Here is a 15,012-nt window from a genome sequence, read left to right as displayed (position 1 = left end):
CGAGTTTCCACGAACGCGGCGACCGTGAGGAGAAGTTTCCCGTATCCCTGCCCGACTACCGTGGGGGATACAGCCTGTGAACAGGGAAAACGGCTCGAGAAAGGCACAGGGCTTCGCGGCCGCGTTGCGGCGCATGCGTCACGAGCAAGGACTGTCACTGTCCCAGCTGTCCGGGCTCACCCACTACAGCCGGGGCTATCTGAGCAATGTGGAGAACGGCCACAAACCGGCGACGCCGGACCTGGCCCGCCGGGTGGACGAGGTGCTCCAGGCCGACGGGGCACTGGCCGGCCTGGTGGCCCCGGCCGACGACGCCCCCGCGTGCCCGTACCCGGGGCTGGCGGCGTTCGGTCCCGAGGACGCCCGCTGGTTCTTCGGTCGGGCGCGCAGCACGGCGGCGTTGGTCGGCCGAGTCGCGGAGTGCGTCGACCGCGATCAGCCGCTGATCGTGTTCGGCGCGTCCGGCGTGGGCAAGTCCTCGCTGCTGTCCGCCGGACTGATTCCCGCCCTGGCCGCCGGCGCCCTGCCGGCGACAGGGTCGGCCGGCTGGCCGGTGCTGGTGATGACGCCGACCGCGCACCCGACGGCCGCGCTGGCCGAGCACGCGGCCCCGCTGCTGGGGATACCCGCCGGCAAACTGCGCGACGAGATCCGGGCGGGGCGGTGGGGTTCGACGCTGCGGATGACGCTCGGGCCCGGCGAGGGCCGCCTCGTGCTGATCGTCGATCAGTTCGAGGAGGTCTTCACGCTGTGCGAGAACGACAGCGAGCACGGGGCGTTCATCGGGGCGCTGTGCGACGCGTCCCGTCCCGGCGACGGCGGTCAGCGGGCGGCCGCGCTGGTGGTGGTCGGCGTGCGGGCCGACTTCTACAGCCATTGCCTGAGCCATGCCGAGCTGCTCGGCGCGGTCCAGGACAACCAGTTCGCCGTCACCGCGATGAACCGGGCCGAGCTCATCGAGGCGGTCACCGGTCCGGCCCGGGCCGCCAAGCTCGACCTCGAACCCGGACTGGTCGAGATACTGCTGCGCGACCTCGGCATCGAGCACGGCGCCGACCACGAACACGCGACCTATGAATCGCGCGTCCTGCCGTTGCTTTCCCATGCGCTGCTGGCGACCTGGCAGCAGCGGGAGGGCAACCGCCTGACTGTGGCCGGCTACCAGCTCACGGGCGGCATCCACGGTGCGGTCGCCACCACGGCCGAACGCGTCTACACCAGCCTGGACGCGACCGCACAGAGGGAAGCCCGCCACCTGCTGCTGCGTCTGGTGCGCATCGGCGAGGACAGCGAGCACAGCGGCCGTCGCATCGAACGTGACCGGTTGGTGGGCCAGTCGTCGAATCAGGCCGCGTCCGCCGTCGCCATGGAGGCGCTCGTCGCGGCCCGGCTGCTCACCCTGGACCGCGACTTCGTGGAGATCACCCATGAAGCCCTGTTGCGGGCCTGGCCGAGGCTGCGCGGCTGGATCGACAACGACCGCGCCTGGCTGCTCAGCCGGCAACGGCTCATCGACGCCGCCGAGGCCTGGGAGCGCGAGGGCCGACACCCGGCCACCCTCTACCGAGGCCCGCGCCTGGCCGCCGTGCGCGAATCGGTGCAGGAGGCGGGCCCCGGCGGCGGTGTGACCCCACTGGCCCGCCAGTTCCTCGACGCCTCGATCCAGCTCGAGCAGGACGAACATCAGGCCGCACGCCACCACACCCGTCGCCTTCGCCGACTCGTCGCCGGTCTCACCGTCCTGATCCTTCTCGCGGCCGCGGCGACCATGTACGCGGTACAGGCCCGGGAAGACACCATCGAGCAACGGAACCTGGCCATCTCCGGGAAGGTGGCCAGCGAGGCGACCGGACTGCGGGCCGCCAACCCCGAGCTGGCGGGTCAGCTCAGCCTCGCCGCCTACCGCCTCATGCCCACGGTGGAAACCCGGAGCAGTCTGCTGGGTTCCTGGGCCGCACCGCGGGCCACGGTCCTGACGAGCGGAGCGGATCTCACGGACGCGCTCGCCCTCAGCCCGGACGGCCGAACGCTCGCCACGACCACGCGAAGTGGCTTCAGCCTGTGGGATCTCAGTGACTGGTGGCAGCCGAGCCCGCTGGCCTCGAGCCGAGACGTGACCCGCGCGTCGGACGACATCGTCGGCTCGGCGGCGTTCAGCCCGGTCGGGAATCTGCTGGCCACGGGCAGCACGGACGGGACGGTTCGGTTGTGGGACGTGGCCGACCGGCACGAACCGCGCGACCTCGGCACCATTCCCAACCACGCCGACGCCGTGGGGTCGACAGCCTTCGCGCCCAACGGGGCCGTGCTGGCCACCGTGGACCGCGACCGCGAGGTTCAGCTGTGGGATCTCAGCGATCCGCAGCAGCCCAGGCCCGCCGGTCGGACGAGCGGGCATTCCGGCGCCCGCGCGGTCGCCTTCAGCCCGCGCGGCGACACGATGGCCACCGTGGGCTACGACCGGTCGGTGCGGCTGTGGGACGTGGCCGACCGGTCCGATCCTCGGCTGGTCGGCTCCCTCGCCGGGAACGGCCAACTCGGGGCCGAGTTCAGTTCGGACGGCCGGCTGCTGGTCGCCGCCGGTCAGGACCGCACCGTCCGGCTCTGGGATGTGAGCGATCCACGGCACGCCGACCTGGCCGCCACGCTGCCGGGACCGGATGGCACGGCCGGGGCGGTCGCGTTGAGCTCGGACGGCCACATGCTCGCCACGGCGGGCGAGGATCGCACGATCCGGCTGTGGGATGTGAGCGATCCACGCCGGCCGGGTCCGGTCGCGGTGCTGAACGGCCACACCGACGCGATCACGTCCCTGGTGTTCAGCCGCGACGGGACCGCCCTGGCCTCGGCCAGTGCCGACAACACGGCCCGGCTGTGGGAGGTCACCGGTCCCGCCCTGGCCGACCACGCGGACGCCGTCTACGCCGTCGCGTTCAGCCCGGACGGCCGGGTGCTGGCCACCACGGGCGACGATCGCACGCTACGCCTGCGGGACGTCTCGAATCCTCGTCGGCCGGCCCTGTTGTCCGCGACGCCGACCGGCCACTCCCACACGGTTCGCTCGTTGGCCTACAGCCCCAACGGCCGGCTGCTGGCCACCGCGAGCTGGGACAGGACCGCCCGCCTGTGGGACGTGTCCGATCCGCGCCGCCCGAGCCTGTTGGCGACCGTGTCCGGACAGAACGGCAAGATCCGCTGGGTGGCGTTCAGCCCGAACGGCCAACTGCTCGCCACCGCGAGCGACGACCACACCGTCCGGTTCTGGGACATCAGGAACGCCCGCGCGCCCGCGCTGCTGAGCACGGTGACCGGCCACACCGAAACCGTTCGTGTGGTGGCGTTCAGCCCCAACGGCAAGCTGCTGGCCACCGCGAGCTGGGACAAGACCGCACGGCTGTGGGACGTCAGCAACCCGCGCAAGCCGACGCTCGTCGGCACGGTCGGCGGCCTGGACCAACCGGTGCGATCGATCGTGTTCTCCCCGGACGGGGACCTGGTCGCCACGGCGACGTGGGACGGCGTGATCCGGCTCTGGGACGTCACCGACCCGCGGGGGCCGCGGCCGCTGCCGTCCCTGACCGGACACAGCGGCATGGTCTTCGGCACCGCCTTCAGTCCGGACGGCGACACCCTCGCCTCCACCGGCGTCGACGGGACCGTACGGCTGTGGGACGTCACCGACCCGGAGCATCCGAGCGCGACGGCCGTCCTGTCGGCCGAACACCTCACCGCGGTCTTCGCCGTGGCGTTCAGCCCGGACGGCCACACCATCGCCACCGTCGCCCACGACCACACGACCCGGTTGTGGGAGACCGACGCCGACCTGGTGGCGGAACACATCTGCGACATCACGCGCGACCCCGTCTCGAACGACGTGTGGGATCGCTACTTCGGCGACGCTCCCTACGACCCGCCCTGCGCCTAGGTGACACGCCGGGACCCGTACCGGTGTAGGTAACTTCGCGGATGTTCCGTCACACGGCCCGACGCACGCTTGTCGTGTTCCTTTCCGAACATCGTGCACATCTGCCGACTCCTCGTTCAGGGAGCTCATGTGACGGGCAAGTCTGTCGAGACCGTGACGGCCGATCCGGCCGAACCGTCGACCATCCGGTGCGGCGCCGACGCCGCGGGGATCCTCGCCGAGGTGCTGGCCGACGTCGTGCGCGTCGAGCACGTGCCGGTCGACAGCCACTTCTTCGACGATCTCGGCGCCGACTCGTTGGTGATGGCCCATTTCTGCGCCAGGCTCAGGAAACGGGCGGACCTGCCGTCGGTGTCCATGAAGGACGTCTACCAACACCCCACGATCGCCAGCCTGGCAGCGGCGCTCGCACCCCCGGGCGACACGCCCGTCGAGCCGGCCAGGGCGCCCGTCGAGGTGGAGCCGCCGGGGAGCACGCGGCAGTACGTTCTCTGCGGAACGCTCCAGGTCCTGCTCCTGCTCGGGTACGCCTACCTCGTCGCGCTCGGCCTCGACCAAGCCATCGAGTGGATCGCCGCCAGCGGGAACCTGCTCGACGACTACCTGCGCACGGTGCTGGTCGGGAGTGTGGCCTTCCTCGCCGCGTGCGCCCTGCCGATCGCGGCGAAATGGACGCTCATCGGTCGGTGGAAACGCCGGCGGATCCGCGTCTGGAGTCTGGCCTACGTCCGGTTCTGGCTGGTCAAGACGCTGGTCACGCTGAACCCGGCGGTCCTGTTCGCCGGTTCGCCGCTCTACGTGCTCTACCTGAGGGCGCTGGGCGCGCGGATCGGCCGTGGTGTCGTGATCCTCTCGCGGCACGCGCCCGTGTGCACCGACCTGCTCACCATCGGCGACGGCGCGGTCATCCGGAAGGACACCTACCTCACCGGCTACCGCGCCCGCGCCGGCTGGATCCAGACGGGCGCGGTCACCGTCGGGCAGGACGCGTTCGTCGGCGAGAAGGCGGTGCTCGACATCGAGACCTCGATCGGCGACGGGGCCCAGCTCGGCCATGTCTCCGCGCTCCACACGGGACAGGGCATACCTCATGCCGAGCGCTGGCACGGTTCCCCCGCGCAGCCGACCGAAGCGGACTACCAGGCGGTCGCGCCGGCCGACTGCGGCGTCGGGAGAAGGGCCGTCTACGGCGTCGGGCAGCTGGCGAGCACGCTGCTGCTGTACGTGCCGCTGATACTGGGCGCCACGGACTGGCTGTTCAACGCGGTTCCGGGGCTCGGGGCACTGTCCGACTCGGGTTCGGCCTCCGCGGCTTGGACGGTAGTCGGTGTCGCGCTGGTGACATCGCTCGTGCTGTTCTTCGGCGCCGCGCTGCTCGGCCTCCTCCTGGTGGTCACCGTCCCTCGCCTGCTCAACCTCGTCATCGAACCGGGCAAGGTCTATCGCCTGTACGGCATCCGCTACGCGGCCCACCACGCGATCATGGGCCTGACCAACAGGAGGTTCTTCGTCGAGCTCTTCGGCGACAGCTCCTACATCGTCCACTACCTGCGCTGCCTCGGCTATCGGCTCTCCCCCGTAGTGCAGACCGGGTCCAACTTCGGCTCGCAGGTCAAGCACGAGAACCCCTACCTGAGCTCCGTCGGCAGCGGCACGGTCATCGCCAGCGGGCTGTCGATCGCCAACGCGGACTACTCCAGCACGTCCTTCCGCGTGTCCCGGACGTCGATCGGCCCGAACAACTTCCTCGGCAACGACATCGTCTATCCCGCGCGGGGCAGGACGGGCGACAACTGCCTGCTCGCGACGAAGGTCCTCGTCCCGATCGACGGGGAGATCCGGGAGGGCGTCGGGCTCCTGGGGTCGCCCAGCTTCGAGATCCCGCGGACGGTCGACCGCGACGCGAAGCTCAACCACCTCGCCAACGGCGACGAGGTCCGCCACCGGCTCGCGGCCAAGAACCGGCACAACCTCCGCACCATGGGGTACTGGCTGCTGGCGCGGTGGAGCTACACCTTCGGGCTCACGGTGTTCGGCTTCCTCGCCGCGAGCCTGCGCCCCTCGTTCGGCGCGTCGGCGCTCGCGCTGTCCGAAGTGCTCATCCTGCTGTTCACTCTGACGCACGTCGCGCTGGTGGAACGCGCGTCCACGGGATTCCGGGGAATGCGGCCGAAGTACTGCTCGATCTACGACATCGACTTCTGGCGGTCCGAGCGCTTCTTCAAGATGCAGACGGGACCGGGGCTTCAGGCGGCCTTCATCGGCACGCCGCTCCAGTCGTGGTTCTGGCGGATGGTGGGCGTCCGGCTCGGCCGGAGGCTCTTCGACGACGGCTGCGGCATGTCCGAGAAGAACATGGTGACGATCGGCGACGACGTCACCCTCAACGCCGGTTCGTTCGTCCAGTGCCACTCGCAGGAGGACTACGTCTTCAAGTCCGACCGCACCAGCATCGGTTCCGGCTGCACCATCGGGGTCGGCGCGCTGGTCCACTACGGCGTGACGATGGGCGACGGCGCGGTGCTCGCCCCCGATTCCTTCCTCATGAAGGGCGAGGAGGTTCCGCCGCACGCCCGGTGGGGCGGAAACCCGGCCCGCGAGATGCCCGACACCGCACCCCACACGCAGGTCCGCCGCGACGACAGCGTCGGCGTTGCTGCGATCGGCGACCAGGGATGAGGAGGAGCTCGATGGACGTGTCAGCGGAGTTCTGGCGCGGCGTGCTCAACGCCGGCGGACTCACCGCGATCCCGCGGTGGACCCTCGACCCGACGCCGGGCATTGCCGAGCATCACTCGGCGATTCCCGACGATGTCACGACGGCGTTGCGCCGGCGGGCGAACGAGTGGGCAGTGTCGTGGGAATCGGTGCTGTTGGCGGCGCACGCCAAGGTGCTTGCCGCGCTGTCCGGCGAGCCCGATGTCGCCACCGGCTACGTCCCCGCGACGGGCGGCCGGCCCCTGCCCTGCCGGCTGACGACCGAACCCGGCTCGTGGCGGGAAATGGTGCGTGACACCCATCGCGCCGAGTCGGAGCTCCTGTCGCACAAGGACTTTCCGCTCGACGAGCTCGGCGGCGAGTCGAGCACGACCAGACCGCCGTTCGAGGTGGTGTTCGATCCGACCGGCATCGGCGGGGACCTCGCCGAGGAAACCGTGCTGTGGGTGGAACTTCCACCGGAGGGCGGGCTACGGCTGCGGTACCGGACCGACGTGCTCGACGCCGACAGCGCCGCCAGGATCGCCGGCTACCACCGCAGCGCGCTCGCGCTGATCGCCGCCGATCCGGACGCCGAGCACCGCCGGCAGAGCCTGCTCTCCGACGAAGAACTCCGCTTCCAGCTCGACGGGCTCGCCGGACCTCGCCGAGAGCTGCCGGACCGCCGGGTGCACGAGCTGTTCGAGGAGCGGGTGCGGATGCACCCGGATGCGATCGCGGCCGTGCACGGCGAGCGGCAGTGGACCTACCGGGAGCTCAACGCCCGCGCCAACCAGCTGGGACGGGCACTGCTGGCGCGAGGCCTACGCCGCGAGGGCGTCGTCGCGGTGGTGACCGAGCGCAACCTGGACTGGATGGCCTCCGTCCTCGGGATCTTCAAGGCCGGCGGCGTGTACCTGCCCATCGAGCCGCACTTCCCGGCCGGTCGCATCGCGACCGCACTCTCCCTTGCCGAGTGCGGCCTGGTGCTGACCGAACGCGGCAGCACCGCCACGCTCGACGCCGCCCTCGCCACCCTCCCCGGCGTTCGGAAGGTCCGTGTCGACACGGCGTACGAGGAGAACCACGCCGACGGCGATCTCGGCGTCGAGGTCGCGCCGGACCAACTCGCCTACATCCTGTTCACCTCGGGCTCCACCGGAACACCCAAGGGCGCGATGTGCGAGCACGCGGGCATGCTCAACCACATCCGCGCCAAGATCGCCGATCTGGAGATCGGCGAGGGGGAGGTGGTCCCCCAGACCGGACCCCAGTGCTTCGACATCTCGGTGTGGCAGCTGGTTGCCGCGCTGCTGGTGGGCGGACGGACCCTGCTGGTCGAGCAGGAGACCGTCCTGGACGTCGAGCGGTTCGTCGACACCATCGTCGACGGCAGGGCGTCCGTGCTCCAGGTCGTGCCGTCCTATCTGGACGTCTTCCTGTCCTGTTTGGAGCGGCGCCCCCGTGAACTGCCGGACCTGCACACCGTCTCGCCCACCGGTGATTTCCTCAAGCGGGAACTCGTGCACCGCTGGTTCGCCGCCCAGCCCGGGATCAAGCTGGTCAACACGTACGGGCTGACCGAGACCTCGGACGACGCCGTCCACGAGGTCATGGACCGGGCGCCGGACCGGGACCGGGTCCCGCTCGGCCGTCCCATCGCCAACGTGCACGTCTACGTCGTCGACGAGAACCTGTCGCCGGTGCCGCTGGGCGCCCCCGGCGTGATCGTCTTCTCCGGGGTGTGCGTCGGCCGCGGATACGTCAACGACCCCGAGCGCAGCCGCGCGGTCTTCATGGCCGATCCGCACCGCGAGGGCCGGCGCGTCTGCCGGAGCGGCGACTACGGCCGCTGGCAGCCTGACGGCAAGCTGGAATTCCTCGGCCGCCGGGACAACCAGGTCAAGATCTCCGGTTTCCGGATCGAGATCGGCGAGGTCGAGAACGCCCTGGCGCGGGTGCCCGGTGTCCGCGACGCGGCGGTGGTGGTCGCCGAGCGGGCGGACCGGAGCAGTTGCCTGGTGGCCTTCCACTCCGGCCGGCAGCCGCTGGCGGCCGACGAGTTGCGGGGCCGGCTGGCGGAATCGCTGCCCGGCTACATGGTCCCGACGGCCTTCCACTGGCTGGAAAGCCTGCCGCTGACCCCGAACGGCAAGATCGACAGGACGGCGCTCACGGCACTCGCCGGCCGGGACGGCACAGCGGAGAACGGGCAGGGGCCCAGCACGCCGGCCGAGAAGCGGCTGGCGGCCGCCTGGGCGGAGGTGCTCGGCGTGCGCACCGACCAGATCGGCCGGCGGGACCACTTCTTCGACCGCGGCGGCACGTCGCTGTCGGCGGTGCGGCTGGCCATCGCCCTGGACCGCGCGGTGTCCCCCGCCGACCTCGTCTCGCACCCGATCCTCGCCGACCTGGCCGAACTGTTGGCTTCCTCGTGAACGCCACAGCCCAAGCCTCGTGAGGCCCCGCCGGCGCTTTGCCCGGCAAGGGCAAGGCACCGGCCCCGAAGGGGCCGAGCCCCGCGCGGAACGCGCGGCAACAACATTGAAAGGAAACCGAGATGTCGTTCTCGTCCCCGGCAGCACTGCTCGATGTGGACCTGCGACCCGGCAAACCACCGATACTGCGGACCGACGCCGCCGGCGACGCGACGGGCTGGATCGCCGAGCACCGGGATGCGGTGCGCGCCGTCGTCGCCGAGCACGGCTCGGTTCTGGTCCGTGGTCTGTCGCTGCGCGACGAGGCCGAGACGAGCGCCGTCTTTCGGCGCATGGCCACCGGCCTGATGACCGATCGGGAGTCCTTCGCGCCGCGGCGGGTCTACTCCGACGGCGTGTACTCGGCATCGAAGTGGCCGCCGAACCAGCAGATGTGCATGCATCACGAACTGAGCTACACGCTGGAGTTCCCCGGCCTGATGCTGTTCGCGTGCCTGCGAGCGCCCGCCGCCGGCGGAGCGACCGTGACGGCCGACTCGCCGACCGTGCTCGACGCGCTGCCCACCGAGCTGGTCGAGCGGTTCGAGTGGGAGGGCTGGCTGCTCACCCGCAACTACAACGACGAGATCGGCGCTTCCCTGGCGCAGGCGTTCGGCACCGACAGCCGCGCGGCCGTCGAGGGCTACTGTCGCGCCAACGCGATCGAGTTCGAGTGGCAACCGGACGGTGGACTGCGCACCCGGCAGCGCCGCAGCGCCGTCGTGCGCCATCCGGTCACCGGCCGGCGCTGCTGGTTCAACCAGATCGCATTCCTCAACGAGTGGACGCTGGCCCCCGAGGTACGGGAGTACCTGGTCGACGTCTACGGCGCCGAGGCGCTGCCGTTCAACACCAGCTTCGGCGACGGCGACCCCATCGGTGACGACGTCGTACAGCTGCTCAACGAGGTCTACCAGGACCACACCGTGCGCGAGCCGTGGCAGGCCGGCGACCTGATGGTCGTCGACAACCTCCGCACCGCGCACGGCCGGGAGCCCTTCGAGGGATCACGGGAAGTGCTCGTCGCGATGGCCGACGCGGTGCGCCTGGCGGACTGCTCGCCGACCGTGGAGGTGACCGCCGGATGACCGCCAGTCGTTCCACCGCACCGGAATCCAGACCCATGCCGTCGTTCGCCGTGATCTCCGGCGCCCAGGTGCAGCGCGCGCTGGGAGGACGCGAGAAGCAGATCGTGGAACTGGTCGAGGACACGTACCGGTCGCACAGCGCCGGTGATTCGGTGAACCCGCCGTCCTACTTCCTCCGCTTCCCCGACCGCCCCTCCGCCCGAATCATCGCGCTGCCCGCGTCGATCGGCGGCCAGGTGGGGGTGGACGGCCTGAAATGGATCTCCAGCTTCCCCGGCAACGTGGCGGCCGGCCTCCCGCGCGCGTCGGCAGTGCTGATCCTCAACGACCACGACACCGGTTACCCGTTCGCCTGCATGGAAGGCTCGATCATCAGCGCCACCAGAACGGCCGCGTTGGCGGCGTCGGCCGCCGACTGGCTCAGCCGCGGCCGTGGGCGCCCGACGCGCGTCGGGTTCTTCGGGACGGGCCTGATCGCCCGCTACATCCACACCTATCTGGTCGGCACCGGCTGGTCGTTCGACGAGACCGGCGTGTACGACCTGGCACCGGACAGCGTCGCCGGCTTCCGCGGCTACCTCGAACGGTCCGGCGCCGCCGGACAGATCACCGCGTACGACAGCGCCGAGCAATTGCTCCGAGCCAGCGACCTGGTGGTCTTCGCCACCAACGCCGGTCGGCCGCATGTCGAAGACCTGTCGTGGTTCGAGCACAACCCGTTGGTGCTGCACATGTCCCTGCGCGATCTCGCACCGGAGATCGTGCTCGCCTCGACCAACATCGTCGACGACGTCGAACACTGCCTGAGGGCCGACACCTCGCCGCACCTGGCCGAACAGCTCACCGGCAACCGGGACTTCCTCCACGGCACGTTGGGCGACGTGATAGCCGGGCGGGCGGCAACGCCGGCGGATCGGCCGCTGGTGTTCTCGCCGTTCGGTCTCGGCGTGCTCGACCTCGCGGTGGGCAAGCACGTCTACGACGAGGTGGTCCGCTCCGGCGAGCTGCACGTCGTCGACGACTTCTTCCACGAGCTGCGTCGGTATGGGTGAGCGATCGGTCCATGGGCCGCGGACAGGGGGTCAAGAGTGTCGGTCATATCCGTTCCCGAGGATTTCAACGAGGAGGGGCTCTACGTCGACCTTCGGTCGATCGTCGGGCGCTCGCTCTATCTGAAGTGCGAGGGCTTCAACTTCGCCGGCTCGATCAAGCTGAAGGCGGCGACGGAGATGGTGGCGGCCGCCGAGCGGGACGGACTCCTGCGGCCCGGCTCGGTCCTGCTCGAGTCCTCGTCGGGAAACCTGGGCGTGGCGCTGAGCATGCTCGCCGCGAGCAGGGGCCACCGGTTCCTGTGCGTGACCGACTCCCGGTGCAACCTGTCGACCAGGCGCATGATGGAGGCATTGGGCAGCGAGGTTCACGTCATCACCGAGCCGGATCCAGTCGGTGGTTTCCTCGCCGCGCGGCTCGCCCATGTCCGCGCGTTGTGCGCCTCCGACGACCGGTACGTGTGGCTCAACCAGTACGCCAACCCGGGCAACTGGAGGGCGCACTACCGCCGGACGGCGCCGGCGATCGCCCGCCAGTTCCCCGGGCTGGACGTGTTGTTCGTCGGCGCGGGCACCACGGGGACCCTGATGGGCTGCGCGCGCTACTTCCGGCAATGGCGTCGGCGGGTGCGGGTCGTCGCGGTGGACAGCGCCGGCTCGGTGACCTTCGGCGGCCCCCCGTCCCGCCGGATGATTCCCGGCCTGGGCACGAGCGTCCGCCCGCCGCTGCTCGACGAGTCCTATGTGGACGACATCGTGCACGTCGAGGAGGCGGACACCATTCGCGCCTGCCATCGCCTGGCCAGAAACGGTTTCCTGTTCGGCGGTTCCACCGGCACGGTGGTCAGCGGCGCCACGGAATGGCTGTCCCGGTACGACGCGTGTGGACTCACCGCGGTGGCCATCGCGCCGGACCTCGGCGAGCGCTACCTCGACACCGTCTACCAGACCAACTGGCTACAGGATCTCTACGGCGACGACGTGCTCGGTTCCGACGAGCTGACCGGTTCCCGGTCGGCATGAGGTGCGGAGGGCTGCCACATGGGTAGCGTGACCGGGTCGCTCGACCGGGCGGGATGCGAGTGGCTGCAGTACGACTACGGCTCCGCGCTGATGGCGGGGACGCGCCCGGCATCGTTCACCATGTGGCGATACCGGAAGCTGCTGCCGGTGCCCGACGGTCCGGTGCGATACCCGATGCCGATCGGAGGCACGCCGCTGTTGTCCGTGCCGGCTCTCAGAAAGGCATCGGGCACGCCGCACCTGTGGATCAAGGATGAGACGCGGAATCCCAGTGCGTCCAACAAGGACCGTGCCACCGCACTCGTGATCGAGGACGGGCTGCGGCGCGGGGTGGGCACGATCACGACCGCCTCCACCGGCAACGCGGCCGTGGCCACCGCCGTCGGCGCCGCGGCGGCCGGGATGCGGGCCGTCATCTTCGTGTCCACGGACTGCCAACCGGACAAGCTCGCGCTCATGACGCAGGCCCGCGCGTGGGTCTTCCGGGTGCCCGCGGGCTACGCGGCCGCGGTCGACCTCTCCCGGGCCGCGGCGCGCGCGTTCGGTTGGCTCGACCGCAACACCGGCGCCAACCCGTTCACCATCGAGGCGAAGAAGACAGTGGCGTTCGAGGTGTGGGAACAGCTCGGCCGCCGGCTCCCGGACGCGATGATCGTCCCGGTCGGCGACGGTCCCACGTTGGTGGCGCTCGACAAGGGCTTCGCCGAACTCGTCAGCTGCGGTCTCGCCACGCGGCAACCGCGCCTGATCGGCGTGCAGGCCGAGAGCTGCCAGCCGTTGGTGCGCGCCTGGTCGGGTGTGCCCGCCGGGCCGGCGGACCTGAATCCCGCGGGAACGGCGGCCGACGGCATCGCGGTGGTGCGCCCGGCCATCGGTGACGCCGTGCTGGACGCGGTGCGCCGAAGCGGCGGTTCACTGCTGGCGGTCACCGAAAGCGCACTGCTGAGCGCGGTGGCGACGTTGGCCGGGCGGGCGGGAGTGGGTGCCGAACCCGCCGGGGCGGCGGCGCTCGCCGGGCTGGAATGCGCCGTCGAACGCGGCCTGGTCGACCGCTTGGAAACCACGGTCCTGCTGGTCACCGGGCGGGAAGTGAAGGCGGGCGGTGCGCCACCCGGCGCGGGCCGAGTGGCCGTCGCCCAAGGGCTCGACGAGGTCGAGCGGGCTCTGGCGGGCGAGTGCTGACGGCGGCACGGTCCCTGGCACCTGAGGAGTAATGCCAGGGACCGGCGACCGCCGGTCCACCGGGTCGCCACACCAGCACCGGACCAGCTGCCGTATTCGAGCTTCCACGCCGGCAGTGGCGGCCTCCCGGTGAAGTCGGTCATGACGTGACGGTAACCGGGAGACCACCTGCCGGTCAGACCTCCTCTTGTGCTTCCTTGGTCTGCACTAGCACCGTCCGATCCACCGACTGTGACGCCTCGTGCTGCCGGACGGCGATCCCAGCATGCCGCGCCCACATCGCCGACGGGAGGGGCCAAGTCGTGGAATCCTCACAATTTCGCGCCAGTGTCGGGAACACGCCAAGGGGCACGAGCGCGCGGCGCCGAGGACCTACTCGCTGCCGATCCACTGGACGAACCAGCCGTAGTTGCACGCCATGACGGGAGTGAGGGCTGCGCCGTCCGGAACGGCCCAGCGCAGATAGATGCGGAAGCCGGTTCGCAGGTTCCCGTTGTCGGGAGCATAGACAGCGCCCGTTCCCGCAAGGCTCCAGTGCGAGCTGGAACCGCCGATCGACGTCACATAGACCGGGGTGCCGGCGAAGCCGGCGGCGGAGGTGTCCACCTGCATGGTGATGCCGTCGGGAGAGTACTGGGTCCACTGGCATGTCGCGGATCGGCCGGAGCCGATTCGAATGGTTCCCGCCGGACCTGCCGTGACGTTCGGGTTCGTTTCAGCCGGGTCGGCAACCTTGGTCTGCCCCGCGGCTGCGACGACCGTGGTCCGGGAAACGGTCGCCGCCCCTCCGGCGGTCAGAAAGACCAGCAATCCGACGGCAATTGCCGACCATGTCCGCACATTTACTCGTCGACTTTTCATGAGAGATACCCACTTTCGGGGTGGCTTGTCGCCTCGACGTTCCTGTGGTCGCCCCGTTTCTCGGAGTGTATGAGCGCGGTCGCACCCCGGTAAGAGGCCACTTCCGCGGCCCCCGACACCGCAATCCGCCGCGCTGGGAGGGGGTGTGCCCGTGTGTGGCCCCTCGGGCGCGCCCGCGTCATTGACGAGGACGCGCCACAGATGGCCCCGTTGTCGTCCCGTCGACGCCGGTAGCTTCGTAATTTCCGCGAAGTTTGGCAAATCTCACGGGAGAGGCGATGTCTACAGTGGAAGCAAAGGGGGCGCGATCTTTGGACAAGGGGCGGGAAACCGGAGCCGCCGGTCAAGAAGTGGAAAAACACGTCCCGGAGAGCGGTGGGCCGCGGACGGGGACTCTGACTCTTCCATTTGCCACGGTGCAGTGGCGGTTGCCCGAGTTCCCCACGCCGGTCGGCCGCCAGGAGGTGGCGGCCGCTGTGCACAAGGTGCGCGAGGTCCTGCCGCCCCCCACCCAGTTGGCGTACTACGGCGGCCTCGGGCTGGTCGCCGTGTTCGGGATCGTCGAGTTGCCGGTGGTCGCGATGGCGGCGGCCGGGATGATCGTGGTGCAGTGGACCATCCGGCATCACCACGAGCACGAGACGCAGCCGCCCGCCCCGGTGTCGGAAGAGCCGGAAAAGCCGGCGAAGCCAGGAAAGCCAGCGGAATAG

The 15,012-nt window shown here is 70.3% G+C and carries 9 protein-coding genes; 8 read left to right on the top strand and 1 reads right to left on the bottom strand.

Annotated features, from left to right (window positions below):
* Positions 1–76: 76 nt before the first annotated feature.
* The 7 genes from BCF44_RS35670 (at position 77) to BCF44_RS35640 (ending at position 13,441) form a co-directional block, all read left to right on the top strand.
* Positions 77–3,925, top strand: coding sequence for an nSTAND1 domain-containing NTPase (locus BCF44_RS35670; RefSeq protein ID WP_281283178.1), 3,849 nt, complete (start codon positions 77–79; stop codon positions 3,923–3,925).
* A 129-nt stretch (positions 3,926–4,054) separates the two neighbouring features.
* Entirely contained in the window at positions 4,055–6,604 is a 2,550-nt protein-coding gene (locus BCF44_RS35665) for a Pls/PosA family non-ribosomal peptide synthetase (protein WP_116178882.1), read from the top strand.
* An 11-nt stretch (positions 6,605–6,615) separates the two neighbouring features.
* Positions 6,616–9,060, top strand: coding sequence for a non-ribosomal peptide synthetase (locus BCF44_RS35660; protein WP_116178881.1), 2,445 nt, complete (start codon positions 6,616–6,618; stop codon positions 9,058–9,060).
* Positions 9,061–9,182: 122 nt separating this feature from the next.
* Positions 9,183–10,187 carry a TauD/TfdA family dioxygenase gene (locus BCF44_RS35655; protein ID WP_116178880.1) on the top strand — a complete coding sequence of 335 codons (1,005 nt, stop codon included), beginning with the start codon at positions 9,183–9,185 and terminating at the stop codon, positions 10,185–10,187.
* Entirely contained in the window at positions 10,184–11,239 is a 1,056-nt protein-coding gene (gene sbnB / locus BCF44_RS35650; RefSeq protein WP_116178879.1) for a 2,3-diaminopropionate biosynthesis protein SbnB, read from the top strand. The genes BCF44_RS35655 and sbnB overlap by 4 nt, the downstream gene beginning before the upstream one ends.
* A gap of 36 nt (positions 11,240–11,275) precedes the next feature.
* Positions 11,276–12,259, top strand: a complete 984-nt coding sequence (sbnA, locus tag BCF44_RS35645; protein WP_116178878.1) for a 2,3-diaminopropionate biosynthesis protein SbnA — start codon at positions 11,276–11,278, stop codon at positions 12,257–12,259.
* An 18-nt stretch (positions 12,260–12,277) separates the two neighbouring features.
* Complete coding sequence (locus tag BCF44_RS35640) at positions 12,278–13,441, top strand: pyridoxal-phosphate dependent enzyme (RefSeq protein ID WP_116178877.1); 1,164 nt, start codon at positions 12,278–12,280, stop codon at positions 13,439–13,441.
* Positions 13,442–13,813: 372 nt separating this feature from the next.
* On the opposite strand, the gene BCF44_RS54860 is transcribed toward BCF44_RS35640, so the two are convergent.
* Positions 13,814–14,281: a hypothetical protein gene (locus tag BCF44_RS54860; protein ID WP_147328754.1), complete on the bottom strand. Its 468-nt coding sequence runs from the start codon at positions 14,279–14,281 to the stop codon at positions 13,814–13,816.
* 437 nt (positions 14,282–14,718) lie between these two features.
* Between BCF44_RS54860 and BCF44_RS35630 the strand changes: the two genes are divergently transcribed.
* Positions 14,719–15,012: a hypothetical protein gene (locus tag BCF44_RS35630; protein ID WP_116178875.1), complete on the top strand. Its 294-nt coding sequence runs from the start codon at positions 14,719–14,721 to the stop codon at positions 15,010–15,012.

Source organism: Kutzneria buriramensis, from assembly GCF_003387475.1.
Taxonomy (GTDB): Bacteria; Actinomycetota; Actinomycetes; order Mycobacteriales; family Pseudonocardiaceae; genus Kutzneria; species Kutzneria buriramensis.
The sequence above is the reverse complement of the archived record's forward strand: the minus strand, read 5'-3'. Positions and strand labels throughout refer to the sequence as shown.

Excerpts from the sequence above, each read along its gene's own strand:
- BCF44_RS35660 (WP_116178881.1), top strand. The coding sequence starts at position 6,616 with ATGGACGTGTCAGCGGAGTTCTGGCGCGGCGTGCTCAACGCCGGCGGA.
- BCF44_RS35655 (WP_116178880.1), top strand. The coding sequence starts at position 9,183 with ATGTCGTTCTCGTCCCCGGCAGCACTGCTCGATGTGGACCTGCGACCC.
- sbnB (WP_116178879.1), top strand. The coding sequence starts at position 10,184 with ATGACCGCCAGTCGTTCCACCGCACCGGAATCCAGACCCATGCCGTCG.
- BCF44_RS35640 (WP_116178877.1), top strand. The coding sequence starts at position 12,278 with ATGGGTAGCGTGACCGGGTCGCTCGACCGGGCGGGATGCGAGTGGCTG.